General features: G+C 60.6%; 11 protein-coding genes and 1 pseudogene. 4 read left to right on the plus strand and 8 right to left on the minus strand.

Annotated elements, in window-relative coordinates; all coding sequences use genetic code 11:
* Positions 1 to 947 precede the first annotated feature (947 nt).
* Positions 948 to 1997 (plus strand): annotated as a pseudogene (locus HMPREF2757_RS12225) (DUF6716 putative glycosyltransferase); the annotation flags it as partial.
* A 141-nt stretch (positions 1998 to 2138) separates the two neighbouring features.
* Here the strand turns inward: HMPREF2757_RS12225 and HMPREF2757_RS11470 are convergent.
* The 3 genes from HMPREF2757_RS11470 to HMPREF2757_RS07075 all read right to left on the minus strand — a co-directional run bounded on the left by HMPREF2757_RS11470 (position 2139) and on the right by HMPREF2757_RS07075 (position 5727).
* Positions 2139 to 2606 carry a GtrA family protein gene (locus HMPREF2757_RS11470; RefSeq protein ID WP_083304162.1) on the minus strand — a complete coding sequence of 156 codons (468 nt, stop codon included), beginning with the start codon at positions 2604 to 2606 and terminating at the stop codon, positions 2139 to 2141.
* Complete coding sequence (locus tag HMPREF2757_RS07070; protein WP_256278289.1) at positions 2599 to 3558, minus strand: glycosyltransferase; 960 nt, start codon at positions 3556 to 3558, stop codon at positions 2599 to 2601. Before HMPREF2757_RS07070 ends, HMPREF2757_RS11470 begins: the two co-directional genes overlap by 8 nt.
* A 69-nt stretch (positions 3559 to 3627) precedes the next feature.
* The gene (locus HMPREF2757_RS07075; RefSeq protein WP_070574656.1) at positions 3628 to 5727 is read right to left on the minus strand and encodes an acyltransferase family protein; all 2100 of its coding nucleotides are present in this window, start codon (positions 5725 to 5727) and stop codon (positions 3628 to 3630) included.
* Positions 5728 to 5932: 205 nt separating this feature from the next.
* Between HMPREF2757_RS07075 and HMPREF2757_RS07080 the strand changes: the two genes are divergently transcribed.
* Both HMPREF2757_RS07080 and HMPREF2757_RS07085 read left to right on the plus strand, forming a co-directional pair.
* Entirely contained in the window at positions 5933 to 6907 is a 975-nt protein-coding gene (locus tag HMPREF2757_RS07080; RefSeq protein ID WP_070574658.1) for a methionine ABC transporter ATP-binding protein, read from the plus strand.
* Positions 6907 to 7611 carry a methionine ABC transporter permease gene (locus HMPREF2757_RS07085; RefSeq protein WP_070574660.1) on the plus strand — a complete coding sequence of 235 codons (705 nt, stop codon included), beginning with the start codon at positions 6907 to 6909 and terminating at the stop codon, positions 7609 to 7611. Before HMPREF2757_RS07080 ends, HMPREF2757_RS07085 begins: the two co-directional genes overlap by 1 nt.
* Before the next feature lie 87 nt (positions 7612 to 7698).
* Here the strand turns inward: HMPREF2757_RS07085 and HMPREF2757_RS07090 are convergent, their stop codons facing one another.
* Both HMPREF2757_RS07090 and HMPREF2757_RS07095 read right to left on the minus strand, forming a co-directional pair.
* Entirely contained in the window at positions 7699 to 9405 is a 1707-nt protein-coding gene (locus HMPREF2757_RS07090) for a formate--tetrahydrofolate ligase (RefSeq protein ID WP_070574663.1), read from the minus strand.
* Positions 9406 to 9551: 146 nt separating this feature from the next.
* Complete coding sequence (locus HMPREF2757_RS07095; RefSeq protein WP_176745907.1) at positions 9552 to 13139, minus strand: bifunctional glycosyltransferase/CDP-glycerol:glycerophosphate glycerophosphotransferase; 3588 nt, start codon at positions 13137 to 13139, stop codon at positions 9552 to 9554.
* 243 nt (positions 13140 to 13382) lie between these two features.
* Between HMPREF2757_RS07095 and HMPREF2757_RS07100 the strand changes: the two genes are divergently transcribed.
* Complete coding sequence (locus HMPREF2757_RS07100; protein WP_083304165.1) at positions 13383 to 14660, plus strand: CDP-glycerol glycerophosphotransferase family protein; 1278 nt, start codon at positions 13383 to 13385, stop codon at positions 14658 to 14660.
* 47 nt (positions 14661 to 14707) lie between these two features.
* On the opposite strand, the gene HMPREF2757_RS07105 is transcribed toward HMPREF2757_RS07100, so the two are convergent.
* From HMPREF2757_RS07105 to tagD, 3 genes are read right to left on the minus strand one after another with little or no spacing between them, the layout of a single operon-like run.
* The gene (locus HMPREF2757_RS07105; RefSeq protein WP_070574666.1) at positions 14708 to 15589 is read right to left on the minus strand and encodes a glycosyltransferase family 2 protein; all 882 of its coding nucleotides are present in this window, start codon (positions 15587 to 15589) and stop codon (positions 14708 to 14710) included.
* The gene (locus HMPREF2757_RS07110) at positions 15589 to 16425 is read right to left on the minus strand and encodes a CDP-alcohol phosphatidyltransferase family protein (RefSeq protein ID WP_070574668.1); all 837 of its coding nucleotides are present in this window, start codon (positions 16423 to 16425) and stop codon (positions 15589 to 15591) included. The genes HMPREF2757_RS07105 and HMPREF2757_RS07110 overlap by 1 nt, the downstream gene beginning before the upstream one ends.
* Before the next feature lie 40 nt (positions 16426 to 16465).
* Positions 16466 to 16852 (minus strand): glycerol-3-phosphate cytidylyltransferase, encoded by a 387-nt coding sequence (gene tagD / locus HMPREF2757_RS07115; protein ID WP_070574670.1) that lies wholly within the window; start codon positions 16850 to 16852, stop codon positions 16466 to 16468.
* Positions 16853 to 16935 lie beyond the last annotated feature (83 nt).

Below are 16935 nucleotides of genomic sequence, written 5' to 3' on the forward strand. Positions count from 1 at the left end.
CAGGGCTGGAGGCTCTGCACGCTGCTCAGCACAGAGACGACGTGGTGGTCTGCATTCGCGAAGACAGTCCGTCACTGGCCGCGTTCGCCAGCAACCTGCCCGAGGGTCTGCTGCGGGACGACTCTCGCCTGCAGTCGGGCTTCCCCTCCCCCGCGCAAGCCGCGCAGGCTGGCCATCTGCTTTTGGGTGACCCTCTGTCCGGCAGGATTCAGCGGCTGCTTGCCGAATGTGCGGTGCGGCCGGGAGGGCTGCCGCACATCACGGTTCTTGATGACGGCTTTGCCACGGTGCGCGCTATCCGACTTATTCTGAGCCCCAACCGGCAGGCGCTTGTCCGTGCGCGCATCAAACCGACGGTGCGGCGGACCGCGCTGGGCCATGCCGCCGCAGCGGTGCTGCGCAGCGCCATCAAGCTGGGCAGGCTCACGTGGTTCAGCGCTCTGACGCCCGATGAGTCCCTGCCGCAGCGCTTTACGGCCGCCGGTGGGAAGCTCGTCCGTCATTCCTTCGCGCAGGTGCGCAGGTGTTTGGAGGCCACCGCGCCCGACACTCCCACCGACCGCGCTGTCATTGTGGGCACTGCACTTGCCGCTGACGGGCTGATCAACCAGCAGGCGCTTATCGACTGGGCCGCTGGTATCGGCAGGCAGCAGCCTGCACTGTATTTCGCTCACCGCCGCCAGACAGCTGACGAACTCGCTGCCATCGGCGCCTTGCAGGGCATCACCGTCGTGGAATCGGGCACGCCTCTCGAACTGCGATTGGCGCCGTTTCCCGCGCACACACCGGTCTATTCGATGCCGTCAACGGCGGTGCAGACACTGCCGCTGGTCATGGACTGCCCCGAAATCCACATCACCGAAATTCCGCGCGCGTGGTGGGAAACATCCGCCCCGGACTCGCTGCGTCGTGAACTCAATGCCCAGTCGGCCCTCTCTCCGGGCCGGATGCTCGATTCTCACGGGGCGAGGCGCCACCGGCTTGTCGCTGTCTGTGACAGCGAGTCCTATCTCAAGTGGGCGGCTGCGCTGCTGGACGGCTTGGACGACAGCTTTGAAACGGACCTGTGGATTGTCGAGTCTCCCATCCAGCCCACGGGCGAGCAGATTGCCAATGCGGTTGCCGGAACATCGCGGGCCGAGGCGGAGGTCCCCCTGGTCCCCGTGTCTCGTTTGGAGGGCGAACTGTCGGCGGCCAGCCCGGACGTGGTGTTGGCAGCGGCCACCGGCCCGGTGGTGCAGACGGTGTATTCGACTGCCGCTCGTCTGCCGCGCCGACCCGGTTTGGTGTCCGGTCTGCCCGGTGTGGGCCTGCCTGCAACGTTCAAGGGCCAGCGCTACCGCCGCCGCGGGGATGCTTTCATAGCCCATTCTGAACATGAGCGCCAGCTGTACCGCGAGGTCAATCGACGGCTGGGCCTGCCGGTGGATGTGTGGGTGGGACGCCTGCCCATGCTGAAGTCCGTCGGTGCTCCGCAGCCGCAGTTCGCCGACGGCACAGCCCCGAACCGCATTATCTTCGCCCCGCAGGCAAAGGTTCCCAAGGAGCGCTGTGACCGTCGCACCGCTCTGCTGGAACTTGCCCGTGCCGGAAGACAGCTCGATGTTCCTGTCATCATCAAGGTCCGCAGCCGCCCAGGCGAACACGAAACCCACCACGAAGAGCACACCTATATTGAGATCCTGTCGGAGCTCATTGCCGAAGGAGCTTTGGGACCTGACGACCTCCAGGTTGAAGTCGGCCCCATGGCTGATTTCCTCACAGACGGGGCTGCGCTTGTGACGGTGTCATCAACTGCGGCGCTGGAGTCTCTGGACCGGGGCCTGCGCACTTTCATCATCGGCGATTTCGGGGTGACCAAGAAAATGCTCAATGAGGTCTTCGCCGGTTCAAACCTCATAGGAACTTTCGATGACCTCGCGGCGGGCAACTTCCGCCACCCGGACCCGGCCTGGCTGGAGGAGAACTACTTTCAAAAGCCCAGCGAGGAGGTCCCTTCGCAGCTGGCGTGCTTGGCGCGACGCTCGGAGAACTATGAACTCGCGGGCCGAAAGACCCGGGATTCACTTCAGTCCTGGCCGACTCTGCGCGCAGAGCTGCGCGCGCACTCACCCAAACCGGTGGTGCGTGCTTACAGGTCAGGACGCAGGGCCGTCAAGAACTTCGCGCGTGTCGCGAAAGACCCAGGTTCGGTAGGCGTAGAAGCGGAACACCATGGCCAGGCCGATGCCGACGATGTTCGTCGAAATGTTGTAGGCAATGGGGCCGCGCAGTCCCAGCACGTACCAGGTGAAGGCCAGCGGCAGCACGGTGATGATCATGCCGGCGCCGTTGACTAGGACGAACAGCACAAAACCGCGCAGGTTTGAGCCGGTCTCCCTGTCCCCGTAGGTCCACAGCTTATTGCCCATCCAGGCGACGATGACGGACGCGATAGTCGAAATGATCTTCGCTTTGATGGGGCCGTCGTGCAGGAGTGCGGGCACTGCCCACAGGCCGTACACCAGGAGGTTGGACAGCCCCACATCGACAATGTAGCTGATGCCGCCGACGGTCAGAAACTGCAGCGCCTCCTTGATCAGCGAGCTGTGCCGACTCTCACTCATTTCCGGGCGCCGGCAGTGCCAGGTAGTGCAGGCGGGAGGTCTCTCGGCGGGCTCGGCGCACACCGTCCATGATGATTCCCACCGATCCCATGAGGAACGCAAGGATCATGCAGCCTGCTGACAGCAGCGCGGTGGGCAGGCGCGGCACGTAGCCGGTTTGGAAGTACTCCCACACCACGGGAAGGCCCAGGATGAGCGAAATGAGGGCAAACAGAACGGTCAGACCGCCGTAGAACAGCCGGGGCCTTTCGTGGGCGGTCAGCTGGGTGATCAGGCCGAGGATTCTGAATCCGTCTTTGACGGTGGACAGTTTCGAGAAGCTGCCTTCCGGACGGTCGCGAAAGCCCACCGGGTATTCGGCGTTGGGCAGTCGCAGCGACATGGTGTGCACCGTGAGTTCGGTTTCGATTTCGAAGTGCCGACTGACGGCGGGGAAGGATTTGACGAACCGGCGTGAGAACACCCGGAAGCCCGACAGCATGTCAGTGACCTTGTCGCGGAACGTCCAGCTGGTCAGAACGTTGAACGCTCGGTTGCCGCTTTCGTGGCCGGGCCTGTACGCAGATGAATCGGCGGGGGTGCGCACCCCGAGCACGTGGTCGTAGTTCCCGTCGATCATCGTCTGGACCATGCCGGGGGCGTCTGCGGCTTCGTAGGTGTCGTCACCGTCGATGATCAGGTAGATGTCCGCTTCGATGTCAGCGAAAGCCCGCCGGATGACATTGCCTTTGCCGGGCCGGTCTTCGAAGCGCACGGCAGCGCCTGCTTCCCGTGCGACTTCGGCAGTGTTGTCGGAGCAGTTGTTGGCGTAGACGTAGACTGCCGCGCCGGGCAGGGCGGCGCGCAGGTCGGTGACGACTTTCCCGACCGTCAGCTCTTCGTTGTGGCACGGGACGATGGCGGCGATGCGGCGCGAGCCGAAGGGATTGTTCTCTTGCACTCTCAGCTTCACAGGTTTGAGGGGACTGTATCCAGAGCAATGGTAGCCGCATGCGCCTGGTGCGGCGGTGCAGAAACGCTTTTATTCTGCAGTTGTGATCAGCGGAACGACATCACGGCTGATATAGCTGTCGAGTGTGGTCGCATACTCCGCTGTGATGTGGTTGGAGTCACGGTAGACGGCGCGAGACCCAATGACCGCCGGGCAGGTGGTGTCGGTGCAGAAGGCGTCGAGGGTGTCTGCGTAGTCGACGCTGTCACCGGCTTTGTCTGCGGCCCCGCGCAGCGCCCGGTTGGACTTCTCTTCTGCCTGCCCTGGCCGTGGGAAGTCACAGGCGCTGGTGTCGTCACCGGCTGCGGCCACGCAGTCGGCCATGTTCTCCTCGTTCGCTGCTTCGGGAGAATCGCCCAGCGCAATGATCTTCGCTCCGGTGTCGGACAGCTGCTCGAAGACCTCTTCGTAGCCGCGCTGGGCATTGGACTGCCCGCCGGCGAAGTCGTCGTAGCGGCGGTTGGTGATCACGATGGCGTCTGGCTTCTGCTTTTGAATGCTGGTGAGCATGTCCGGCACGGCCTGTGAGCAGACAAAGCCGCTTTCCTGCTGCTCGAAAGTGCGCGGTTGGGGGTTCAGCGGGCAGTTTTCACGCGCTATGACGACGATCTTCCACCCCTGACGGCCCAGTGCTTCTTCAAATGCCGGCACCCACTGCACCGCGTGGGAGTCACCTGCCACAACGAGTGTTTTGGTTCCGCTGCTGTCTCCGGCAGTGCACGGTGGGGTGTTTGCCGAGGTGCCGAGAGCGGGAACGTCTCCGCACCCGTCGAATGTGGGGTGGTTTTCGCTGATCGAGCCCAGTCCCGGTTTGATGGGCTGGGCTTGGTAGACCGGTTCGTACATGGTGGTCCGCAGGGACTTGAATCCCGGCCCGAATTCACCGGCGGCAGTCAGTTCCGGCGGGTCGAAGACCTGAGCTTCAGCGGCGGCGGCTTTCGCCTCGTCCATTTTGACCAGAGCGTGCGGCACGGTGCCGATGCCCACCGCGGCGGTGACGGCCACGAGCGCTCCGGCCAGGGTCAGCGGAGATGAGCGGCGCATGGTCGGTGAGTGCAGGATCGGCTTTTCGAACAGGTAGAAGCTGAATCCGGCGATGAGTATAGAGGCCAGCACAATGATGACCGCTTCGAGCACTGTTGCTTTGCGCCCTGCGAGCGCTTCGAAGAAGACGATGATCGGAAAGTGCCACAGGTACATGGAATAGGACCAGTCGCCGATTCTCTGCACGGGCCACAGTTCGAAGATTCGCTGTGGGGACCCCCAACCGGTGGTGTGGCCTGCGGTGATCACTGCGGCGGTTGCCGCCACCGGCACGAGGGCGGTCAGACCGGGGAAGGGAATGTCGCCGGAATATGCAAAGGCGCAGGCGAGGATTGTGAGCGTGCCGGTCAGTGCCAGCCATTTGCGGGTGCGGGGGAATTTCACGGGGTCGCCCAGGTAGACGGCGAGGATGCCGCCGACTCCCAGTTCCCACACGCGTGACAGGGTGTAGAAGTAGGCGCTGGTGGGGTTGTGTGCGGTGATGTAGACGCTGTATGCGAAGGACCCTCCGACTACAGCGAAGAACAGCACTGTGGCTGCCACTCTGACGCGGCGTCGGTGGCGGATGTCGTCGGTGGGGCTGGCCCAGCGGATGCGCTGAGCTATGTGCCATGCGGCGACTACCAGCATGGGCCAGAAGATGTAGAACTGCTCTTCGATCGACAGGGACCAGAAGTGCTGGAAGGGTGTGGGGGCTGTGTCGGCGGCCAAGTAGTCAACCGACTGTCTGGCAAGTGCGTAGTTCTGAATGTAGAAGCCGGAGGCGACTGCCTGCAGGCTCAGGGTGGGAAACTGTGAGCGCGGCAGAATGAACAGCGACGCGATGGTCACCGTGATGATGGTCAGCGTTGCCGCAGGCAGTATTCGGCGGGCCCGGTTGGCCCAGAAGTCAGCTGCGGAGATTCTGCCGTGTTCGGCTACGCGGCGCAGCAGCCCCGTGGTGATGAGGTAGCCGGAGATGACGAAGAACACGTCCACGCCGATGAATCCGCCGGGCAGCCAGTTCGGGTTGATGTGGTAGATGACGACGGCGAGCACTGCGATTGTTCGCAGGGCTTGAATTTCGCCGCGGTATTTCCTCACCATCGGGGTCATCTTAGTGAAAATCCGCGCCAACGTGCTTCACGACGCTTTATGACGGGCCGGATAGCCGGGATAGTCATCTGGTGTCACACTTTCTTTGCCGCCTGTGTTTCGGCGCCGAATGCTCCGCACATCGAAGGTGTGCGGCGTTTGGACTCCCTCGCGTGTTTCGCACAGCGGCTTATCCCCACGGAAAGGAAACTGCCGGGTGATCACTCTGACTGGCCTGACGAAGGAATTCGCGGGCACCACGGCTTTAGACGGCATTGACCTGCGGGTTGATGCCGGACTCATTCACGGCATTGTCGGTCGTTCTGGTGCTGGCAAGTCGACCCTCATCCGCTGTCTGACAGGGCTGGAGCGGCCCACGTCTGGGACGGTGGAAATCGACGGGGTCGATGTGACCGGTCTGCGCGGGGCGGCGCTGAGGAAGGCCCGCCGCAATATCGGCATGGTGTTTCAGCACGCTGAGCTGCTGTCGGCGAAGACTGCGCTGCAGAACATTGCCCACCCTCTGCTGGTTGCCAGTGTGCCCAAGAAGGATGCTTTCGCAAAAGCGGAATCGCTGCTGGGCCGCGTTGGCTTGGAAGGACGCGGGAACAGCTACCCCGCGCAGCTGTCGGGTGGGCAGCGTCAGCGTGTGGGCATTGCCCGCGCCCTGGCTGCCGACCCGCAGATTCTGCTGTGTGACGAGCCCACCTCGGCCCTTGACACCACCACGACCGCCCAGATTCTGGGGCTTATCCGCCAGCTGCGTGACGAACTGGGCATCACGGTGCTCATCATCACCCACGAAATGTCAGTTGTGCGTGAAATCTGCGACTCGGTCACTCTGCTGGCTGACGGCAAGAACATGAAGACTGGCCGTCTGCGCGACATTCTGGCTGACCCTTCATCGCCCTTGGCGAAGGAACTCATTCCTCTGCCGTCAGCGCCTTTGCCGCAGGAAGGTGAGGAGCGCAGGACTCTGGAAGTCAGTTTGGCTGGGACGTCGGCATCAGAGCTGTTTGCGCTGGCGGATTCCGCTGGTGTTCCGATTGCCGAGGTGCAGGCGGGAACCCTTGAGACGATTGACGGTTTGGAGGTCGGCAGGCTGCGTGTGCGCGGGGCCGATGACCCTGCTACGCAGCGCTTGGCTCAGGCCCTGGCGGATGCCGGAATCTACTGCAAGGAGGCTCGCTGATGTTTGCTTCTGATGTTGTGCTTGCAGCCGGCGACAAACCGCGTTGGCTGAACAACCCGGCGATCACCAAGGATCTGCTTCCGGCGACGATTGAGACGCTGCAGATGACGGCGTTCTCTACCCTGTTTGCGGTTCTGCTGGGCTTGCCGTTGGGCATTTGGCTGTGGGTGACAGCGAAGGGTTCGCTGGCTCCACAGCTGACTGTGCACCGGATTGTCAGTGCGATTGTGGATTTCGGCCGTTCGATCCCGTTCATCATTCTGATGATTGCGATCATCCCGTTCACCCGCTTTGTGGTCGGCAGTGCTTTGGGTTGGCAGGCGACTGTTGTGCCGCTGGCAATCGGCGCCATTCCGTTCTTTGCCCGCTTGGTCGAGGCTGCTCTGCGCGAGGTTGCCGGCGGCAAGATCGAAGCTGTCCAGATGATGGGTGCGACGAATTTTCAGATCATCCGTCAGGTGCTGATTCCCGAAGCCCTGCCGGGTTTGATTTCGGCGGCGACGGTCACAGCGGTCAACCTGGTGTCATACACGGCGATGGCCGGGGCTGTGGGCGGCGGAGGCTTGGGTGCTTTGGCGATTTCCTATGGCTACCAGCGCTATCAGGGCGATGTCATGATTGCCTGCATTGTGCTGCTGGTGGCGGTTGTCGTCATCATTCAGCGCGTGGGCGACTGGCTGGCCCGCCTGGTGGACCATCGCTGATCTGAGCTGTCTCACTTCTTACGAGGCGGAGGTCCAGTTCCGCGGTGACCCGCGGGAGTTCTGGACCTCCGCCTCGGGCGTGTGGGCTTAGAACAGGCCGGAGATGACCCCGTCATCGTCGACGTCGATGGACAGTGCTGCCGGTCTTTTAGGCAGGCCCGGCATGGTCATGATGTCACCGCAGATGACGACTATGAAGCCCGCACCTGCGGACAGGCGCACGTCGCGCACTGTGACGGTGTGGCCGGTGGGTGCACCCAGGCGGGCCGCGTCGGTGCTGAACGAGTACTGGGTTTTGGCGATGCACACCGGCAGGTCGCCGTAGCCGTCGGCGGTGAACATGTCGAGTTTGCGCTTGACCTTGGCGGGTACGTCGATGCCGTCGGCGTTGTAGATGCGCGTGGCGATCGCCTCGATTTTGGCTTCCAGCGGCTGGTCGAGTTCGTAGGCGAATTTCGGCTGCGGCTGGCTGCCGTCGGCGGCTGCGATGACTGCTTGTGCAAGCTCGATTGCACCGGCGCCGCCTTTGGCCCAGTGTTCGGCAATGGCGACCGTGGCGGTGCCGTCGAGTTCTGTTTTCAGCGCTTTAAGTTCCGCGTCGGTGTCTGTGGGGAAGCGGTTGACGGCTACGACAGTGGGGATGCCGTAGACCTCACGCAGGTTGTTCAGGTGTTTGCGCAGGTTGGGAAGCCCGGCTTTGAGGGCGTCAATGTCTTCGGCTTCGAGGTCAGCTTTGGCCACTCCCCCGTGGTATTTGAGGGCGCGGACGGTGGCGACGACTACTGCCGCGCTGGGGAAGATTCCCGCGGTTCGGCATTTGATGTCGAGGAACTTTTCGGCCCCAAGATCTGCACCGAAGCCGGCTTCTGTGATTGCGTACTGGCCGTGGGTCATTGCTGCCGTTGTGGCGAGCACGCTGTTGCAGCCGTGGGCGATGTTGGCAAAGGGGCCGCCGTGGACGAACGCCGGGGTGTGTTCGATGGACTGCACCAGATTGGGTGAGAGTGCTTCAGCAAGGAGGGCTGCCATGGAGCCCTGCACGCCGAGGTCGGCGACTGTGACGGGCTTTTTGCTGAAGGTGCGGGCTACGACAATGCGGCCCAGCCGGTCTTTGAGGTCTTTGATGGAGGTGGCCAGGCAGAACACTGCCATGACTTCGCTGGCAACGACGATGTCGAAGGCGTCTTCGCGGGGCATGCCCCCGGTGAAGCCGCCCAGGCCTATGGCGATTTGGCGCAGGGCACGGTCATTGAGGTCGACTACGCGGCGGATTTCAACCCGGCGCGGGTCGATGCCGAGTTCGTTGCCGTGCTGCAGGTGGTTGTCGAGAACAGCTGCCGCGAGGTTGTTGGCAAGGGCGATGGCGTTGAAGTCGCCGGTGAAGTGCAGGTTGATGTCTTCCATGGGCAGCACTTGCGCGTATCCGCCGCCGGCTGCGCCGCCTTTCATTCCGAACACAGGGCCCAGGGATGGTTCGCGCAGGGCAAGCACGGCAGGCTGTTTGCCGTCTGGGACGTCCCAGTTCTCCTGCTGGGCCAGCTGGTTGATGCCGTCGGCCAGGCCGATGCTCGTGGTTGTCTTGCCTTCGCCCGCCGGCGTTGGGCTCATGGCGGTGACCAGGATGAGCTTGCCGAGATCGGTACTGTTTCCGCGCTGCACAACGTCAGGTGCGGGGACTTTCGCTTTGTAATGGCCGTAGGGAATGATGTCATCAGCGCTGAGCCCGACTGCCTGAGCAATTGAGTCGATGCGCTCAATCTGAGCCTTGCGTGCAATCTCCTGATCAACAGTCATGAGACCAGTGTCTCACTGAAGAGGGTGAGCGCAATGATTCGCAGGCGGGGATCGCTGCCCTGCATTTTCCGAGCCTGAATACAGAAGGAGGCGCTGACGTGAAGTCAGCGCCTCCCCTAGCAGAAGCTCAGCGGACCAGTATGTTTTCAGTTCTCCTGTGACCGGGCGGCACGGACGATTTCATCGGCAATGCGTTCGGCCGAGTGCCCATCCTCGTGGGGCAGGTAATCAGCCACAAACTCCGCGTACTTAGCCCCGTATGCCTCTGATCCCTTCTCAATGACAGTGTTCAATGCGTCCGCCAGTTCGGCCGTCGTGCGCACCAGCGGGCCTGGGACGGTTGACTCGTAGTCCAAGTACATGCCGCGGCTCTTCTCCAAGTAGTCCTCTAGGTCCGGGGCGAAGAACACCATCGGTCGGCGGGTCGCTGCGAAGTCGAACATGATGGACGAATAGTCAGCAACCAGCACGTCGGTAGCCGCGAGAAGCGTTTGCGCGTCGGGAAATTCGGTGACATCAATGACGAATTCGTCACCGGCCAACTGCATGGCCCTGACATTTGAGTGCGCTCGAAGTCCCAGGCGAACATTGCCAGGCAGCGCCTGCTTTAAACGCTCAAAGTCAATGGCAATGTCCAGGTGGTATCCAACACCGGCCTTTTTCGACGCATCACGGAAGGTCGGTGCATAGAGGACGAAGATGTCATCATCACTCAGTCCCAGGTTCGCCCGGGTTGCTGCGCGCGCTGCACGCATCCGCTCAGGGTCCACAAGCACATCCACGCGCGGGTATCCATCAACAATAGTCCGGGCGTGTGACGAAAAGGCTGACTCAAACTTCTCGGCGGCAAAATCAGACTGGGCCAACAGAATGTCCCAATACTGCGTTTCGCGTCGCACCTTTGCACGGTACTCAGGAGACAGTCCCGCGCTGTGAACGTCTGCCCCAATCATTTTGAGTGGAGTTCCATGCCACGTCTGCACGTACAGCTGTCCTGGCTGCTTTCGGAAGTACGCCGGGAATTCGCAGTTATTGACGATGATCTGACTGGTGAACAGGGCCCTGATGTACTTTTCGGAGTGGGTGACAACGGTTTCAGTGCCCTCGGGGCTTTCGAAGCTCTCCTGCGCGTTCGACCAATAGAATTTCCAATCCGGCAGACGCTTGCGAAGTTCGAAGTACAGGGGCTCTGGAATATCCCCCGCTCGTCTTCCGAAGAAAGATTCGAACAGGATAGCTTTCTCCAGTGGTCTGTCGGCGTGGGCGCGAACAGCGTCCTCGATAACCCGAGCCCGGTTATACGCGCTCCGTTCCGCAAACTTAACCGGCGGTGTGAGTCGCAACCACAGCGACCGAGTTTTGACTGTGCGGGTGATGACGACGGCAGGCGTCGCATCATCAGACAATCCGGGCAATGACATAGCTGCCGAATCTGACAACCGGAGCCACTTGCGCGCGGTGTGCCCAGTGCGACTGTCAGTTCCTTCGACTTTGAAGTGATACCCGCCCGCAGGCAGAGGCACGGTGTTGTCAAACCAGTCTTGAGAGGTCAGGTTGACAGTGGCAGAAAATTCTCCCGCAGCCCATTCGACATCTGCATGAGCAACCGTCTTGGTTTCGGAGCACAGCTCCAGAGCGGAGGGGCTCCACCCGGTCGGCAGTTCGAAGCGACCGTTGATGCTGATTCGCGTATGACCGCTGTCCGAATCAATGGCGTAAGAGTCGGCCATAACGAACCACGGGTTTTCATGGATTTTGAGGTTCCCGGCAGTCGTGACACCGGCATGGACAGCCCCAGCGTCTAGAAAGCTCCGGACCCCGCTGTATCCGAGATGCGGCTTCAACGGCATCTGCTTTTTGCCGTTGACTGCGCGAAGCGTCCATGCGTTGTCAGTGTTCTTTTCGGCTAAAGACCCGCCAAGCGTCGGCAGTTCAAACTCAAACCGGCAACTTCCATCGGGCGTGGGCTGGCCTGCAACCACAAGTTCGTGCGATGAACGGCGATTGTAGATCCGCAGTCTATTGAAGTCTGCCGCACGGTCGCCGCGTGTGACCACAGCGAATCGACGGCCGCCGACTTCTTCAATCTCTGCCGACAGCGTCACCTGTTGGGGTTTGAACCACAAGTTGCCGTCCGGGGCTGGCTCAAGAATCCAGCGCCGGCCATCTCGCACATCCGAAAATCCAGGATCAGCAGCTGCCTTTGCTTGGTCGAGTGCCCCAACGGGGTGGTCAATATCGATGTCGTTGACGGAAACTCGAGCGATGAGGCGCCACTCTTCGATCGCATCAAAGGTCTCTGTGTTGATTCGCACCGAGTAGGCAGCCTTTGTCGGCGCAACCAGCTGAGACTTGAAAGGATGAAGAAGCAGCGGTTGCGTGCGATCGGCGGAGAGTTCGATTTCCCGGTCACCGGACTTGCTAACCAAAAGCAGGCGGGGCGTCACTTCGCTGCCGTTGAACAGGTGATCACAGTGCGCGTGCCCGGCGATCTCAACGACCGAACCGGTTACCCATTCGACCCGGTTAACAGCACAATTGAGTACAACGGAGTCCGGTGCGACCTGAAGTATCTCTGATGGAACGGTGCCAAACGCTTCTTCGAAGTCTGCGCCGTCAACCACAAACCCAGCGTCAGTTGACTTGAGGTTGAGTCCGGTTCCATGCTCACTGCGCCAGAGCACCGCGGCAAATGCCTCACTCCTCCCTTTATGGACAGCAAGCCACATGGGCAACCTGAGCCAAAACGGGAGGTCACTCCACAGATCGTCTCCGCTGAGGGCGACAATCTTCTTCAGTCCACCGCTGAAAACGTCCCAGTATTCTTGCCCGGTTCTCTGCGCTACGTGCAGGTACTGAATCAGATCACCGGTCAAGACCTTTTTGAACCACCCACGGCGCGCAACGTCTGAGCCTTCGCTGAATACGTGTTGTGTCCCGGCTTCAAGCACTGTCAGCCGGTCTGTAAGGTCATCAATGTTTTCTTTACCTTGGGTAATGGACGAACCGTCATCGCGGAGCAGCCAGTAGTAGACCGGGTGCCGAAGAACATCAAAAGATCGCGCCCGCAAGTACGCCTTCGCCATTGGTTCCTGGTCCTCGTAGCGAATGCCGACAGGGAATTCTCCGACGGCCCGCTGAAAGAACTCCATGGAAAAGATCTTGTTGCAGGCCATGGCGTCTTCGAAGATTTCCGGGAAATCATCAATGGTGATGCTGAGCCGGTCTTCCGAATGGAACTTTTTTGTCCACGCAGAGAGCCAGACCTTTGTCCCCTTCTGCCGGTACACTCCACCGCTGACCATGTCGGAGCCAGTGCGCCGTATAGTGCGCATCATCACTTGGTACGCGTCACGCGGGATACGATCGTCAGAATCGACAAACGTCAGATACTCGCCGGTCACGTGTTCAAGACCAGTGTTGCGAGCAGCTCCAAGCCCGCCGTTGACCTTGCTGATCACCTTGACACGGTTGTCCCATCGAGCGTATTGGCGAGCGATCGCTGCCGAATTGTCAGGGCTTCCGTCATCAACAACGATGATTTCCAAGTTCCGGTAGGTTTGCTGAATCAGACTGTTCAGGCATTTGGCAATATACGGTTCTACGTTGTAGACGGGTACGATGACCGACAGCTTGGGTTTGCCAGACTGAGATCCTGCCAAAAGCGTCACGATTCGCTGCCGCAGCGCTGGGTGAACGCCGTCGCGAACTCTGCGCCTTGTTTCTGCCGGCACACGCTTTACTGCACGCCCCAGGATTTTCCGTACTGCCTGCTTCATTGCGCCCTTCTGTTCACTTACGATTTGCTGTACGTTCAGCATCACTAACCGTGTATTGTACCGAGGCGGCAGCTTTCGCGACCGTATAGCCGAGCGGCGAGGCGCATTTTCTGCAACGCCGGCTGTGGATACAGTGCTCCAGCACCACTCAAGCCGCCAGTAGAATGTGCCCGATCTGCTCTATCCCCAGGAGGACGTGTGCGCCAGCTTGTACGAAACGCCATTCTCGCAGTCCTGCGATCGCGCGCTTGGAAGGCCACCAGCCAGCGTATACGCGGCACGCGCGACTTCACGCTGACTGCCCGCGAGTTCGCAGACAGCGCCGCACCGGGCGCCAAGGCTCTCGTTTACTTCGGCGACACTCACTCAAAGCTCTACCAGCTTCAACAGTGGCTTCCCGTACTCGAAGAGCTGAACAGAGCTGTCCCAACTGCAGTTTTTCTTCGCCGCCCTTCCTCAATCCAGGAAACCGCTGACTGCACATCCCTGCCCATTGTCTTCCGGCAGTCTTTCGACGACATGATGACGTACGTAGAAGAGCACCAGCCGAAGCTCATCCTGTATGTCAACAACGGGCAATCGAACTTCCAGGTGCTGAGTTTTGCTCCCGCGGTGCACGTGCACATCAATCACGGTGAATCTGACAAGCTGTCCATGGTTTCAAACCAAGCCAAGGCATACGACGCTGTCTTCACGGCCGGCCCGGCTGCATTGCGCAGGCACCAACGTGCACTCGTTGATTTTGACGAATCCAAACTCATTGAGGTCGGCAGGCCTCAGCTTGACCTCGACTACGAACCCGAACTTCCAGCCAGCGATAAGCGCACCATCATGTATGCCCCCACGTGGGAAGGCGAAAACGACAACAACAACTACACCTCAGTCGACTGCTTCGGCCCGGCCATCGTTGCGGCTGCTCTGGCAACACCGAACACTCGCCTTGTCTACAAGCCGCACCCGCGTGTGGCTGGTGCGCACGACGAGGGCATGCAGGGCGGGCACGCCATGATCCTCGAGCTGATCGAAAAAGCCAATGCTGGCGGCGGAGAGCACTTGGTCTTGACCGACGGCAACATCCTTGCCATGTTCGAGGATGTTGACCTCATGATCACCGACATCTCCAGCGTTGGCTTGGACTTCCTCTACCTCAAAGCAGACAGCCCGCTCCTGCTGACTGACCGCCGCACAAACCGCGAAAAGCTCATCGACGAGTCCCCCATCGCATCCAGTGTGCCCATCATCGACGATTCAACTGTCAATGGCCTTCAGACAATGATCGAAACTGAATTGGCCAGTGGCGGCAATGCAGAAGCCCGTGCCGAAGCACGTGCTCTGTACTTCGGCAGCCACGGGGTCGGCGAATCGAAGCAGGCTTTCATTTCGACCGTTGAACGGCTGATTGCCGAACGTGAAGCCCAGAACATCGATCAGGCCTACATGGTGTCAGCAGCTGAAGCCAGCGAGGACAACAGCTAAGACGCCGTCCGAAGGCGGGCGGCAGCACTAGGCTAAACCCTCACCCATCAGATAACCGGCGGGCGTCCTTTGAAGCTCATGCGCAGGACTCCGCGTTTGCTGAGTTTAGCTTCGTCTTCTTCGCCGTCCCACGGGTCGTCCCGCCAACCGTCAACCCAGCCCTTGAACCACGGTTTGAGCTGTTCAGGTTTGCGTGCCCACCGGAGAACCTGAACTCCCGTCCATGAGCCCACATAGGCCCAGCTGAAGGGCCAGGGCAGGTTCCTGCGGGCCAGCCACACCCTGTTGCGGGCGTTCATGTAGAAGTATTCGTCGTGGCGCTTCGGGTCGATCACGGGGTGGGCTACTGCAAGGTCGCCCATGTACCACACGTCATAGCCTGCATCCCATACTCGCCAGGCCAGTTCGATTCCTTCGTGGGCGTACCAAAACGATCCCGGCCAGCCCCCGCATTCGTCGAATGCCTTCCTCTGCATGCCGATAGCGCCTTCCCACACGGAGAACACGTTCGACGAATGGCTTGCCGACCTTTTGCGCAGGCGCGGGATCCAGCGCTTGGGCGCGTTGGGGTTCTCAGGGTCGACCACACGGGGCTGCACCATTCCCACATTCGGGTTTTCGCGCATGTACTGCGCCATCCTCCACAGGGTGTCCTGGTCGGGCAGCCATGCATCATCGTCGAGGAAAAACAGGAACTCGCCTTTGACCAGCGGAACACCGGCATTGCGCCCGGCGGGAATCCCAACGTTTTCGGGCAGCATGTGGGTTCTGACTTCGTCTGGCAGGCCCACGGGGTCCCAGCCGTTGCCCACGCACACAACGTCAAGATTGACGTTCCGCTGGGCCAACAGCGAGTCAATGCCCCGTTTGAGGTCGTCCGTCCTTTTGCCCATGGTGAGGATGACAACGCCGTAATCGAATACTTCCATCAGCCCAACCTTCGGGAAAACCAGATCGACACGAAGTGCCCTACCACGGAAAGCGCGGCAAGCGGCACCATCGCCAGAATCATCCAACGTTCACCGGCGAGCTCCGGGCCGCCGGCTGCAACCACAATGAGCGAAACCACGCTCGCGACAACAGCCAGCATCGACATTTCAACCGAATGCCAGATGCGATGGAACGGCACAAACCGAGCAAGCTGTTTCACACGGGCAAGACCGCCATGGGTGACGGCAGTTGCGGCAGCGGAGTCTTCCAGTTTGTCCAAGCCGTTGAAAGCTCGGCTCATGTGGACCAGGCTGTTGAGTGCTTTGTTCAGCAGCACGAGCGATGCGACTACTCCCCCGGCCACCAAGTAGGGGTAGGCGAAACCGGGATCAGACTTCAGCAGACCCAGATCGCTGACTGCTCGCACGCCCAGCATGAAGGCGACAAAACCTTCTGTCGTGTAGTGGCCTACCGCGTCGAGGAAAACTCCCTTCGCGCTGCGAGTGCCGCGCCAACGTGCGACTTCGCCGTCACAGCAGTCGAAGTACAGCTGCAGCTGCGAAAAGAAAAGAGCCAGCAGCGCTCCCCAGATGCCCGGGATGAGCAGAGCAAAGCCGATCGCCCACCCCGACAGGATCATCAGCCCTGTTACGCCGTTGGCGGTAATCGGCGTGCGCACCAGCAGCGCAGTCAGATAAATGGAGATGTGCCGCAGGTACAGTTCCGCTGTCCAGTGCTCGGCGTTTTTGCGCGCACGCACTTCCGGCGGCTGGGCAACAGCTCGCAGCTGTTCCAGCGTCGGATTCCTAGGACGGTCAGAGTGTGCTTCGCTCATGTCTAAAGGCTAGGTAGCACCCCAGCAGGATAGCTGGAGCTCACTGGCTGAGATCACCCTTGATCTTGGTGGTTGAGATTTCCGGTGTGCGCGGCAGATAGACCACGTCGCACAGGTCTTTGAGGTCGTCGAACTTGCCTTCCCAGTCATCGCCCATGACGAAGGTGTCGATGTGGTACTTCTCGATGTCTGTCCGCTTCTGTTCCCACGTGTTCTCGGGGATGACCAGGTCGACAAAGCGGATGGCTTCGAGCATGTTCTTGCGGTCGTCCCACGAAAAATAGGACTTCTTGCCCTTGCCGGCGTTGAATTCGTCAGTGGACAGGGCAACGACAAGGTAGTCACCCTGTGCCTTGCAGCGTTGCAGCAGTCGGATGTGGCCGTAGTGCAGCAAATCAAAGGTGCCGTAGGTGATGACACGGCGCATGAAACAGCCCTCGCTTAACTTGGAGTTAACTTGAAGATCATATAGACGATACCCCAGAGGTCTCGCGAAGTCGTGCCCAGACG

Origin of the sequence: Brevibacterium sp. HMSC063G07 (assembly GCF_001810665.1) — a bacterium.
Taxonomy (GTDB): Bacteria; Actinomycetota; Actinomycetes; order Actinomycetales; family Brevibacteriaceae; genus Brevibacterium.

Bases quoted from the DNA above. Each gene is read 5' to 3' on its own strand.
- HMPREF2757_RS07075 (WP_070574656.1), bottom strand. From the start codon at position 5,727: ATGGTGAGGAAATACCGCGGCGAAATTCAAGCCCTGCGAACAATCGCA.
- tagD (WP_070574670.1), bottom strand. From the start codon at position 16,852: ATGCGCCGTGTCATCACCTACGGCACCTTTGATTTGCTGCACTACGGC.
- HMPREF2757_RS07105 (WP_070574666.1), bottom strand. From the start codon at position 15,589: ATGGAAGTATTCGATTACGGCGTTGTCATCCTCACCATGGGCAAAAGG.
- HMPREF2757_RS07085 (WP_070574660.1), top strand. From the start codon at position 6,907: ATGTTTGCTTCTGATGTTGTGCTTGCAGCCGGCGACAAACCGCGTTGG.
- HMPREF2757_RS11470 (WP_083304162.1), bottom strand. From the start codon at position 2,606: ATGAGTGAGAGTCGGCACAGCTCGCTGATCAAGGAGGCGCTGCAGTTT.
- HMPREF2757_RS07110 (WP_070574668.1), bottom strand. From the start codon at position 16,425: ATGAGCGAAGCACACTCTGACCGTCCTAGGAATCCGACGCTGGAACAG.
- HMPREF2757_RS07090 (WP_070574663.1), bottom strand. From the start codon at position 9,405: ATGACTGTTGATCAGGAGATTGCACGCAAGGCTCAGATTGAGCGCATC.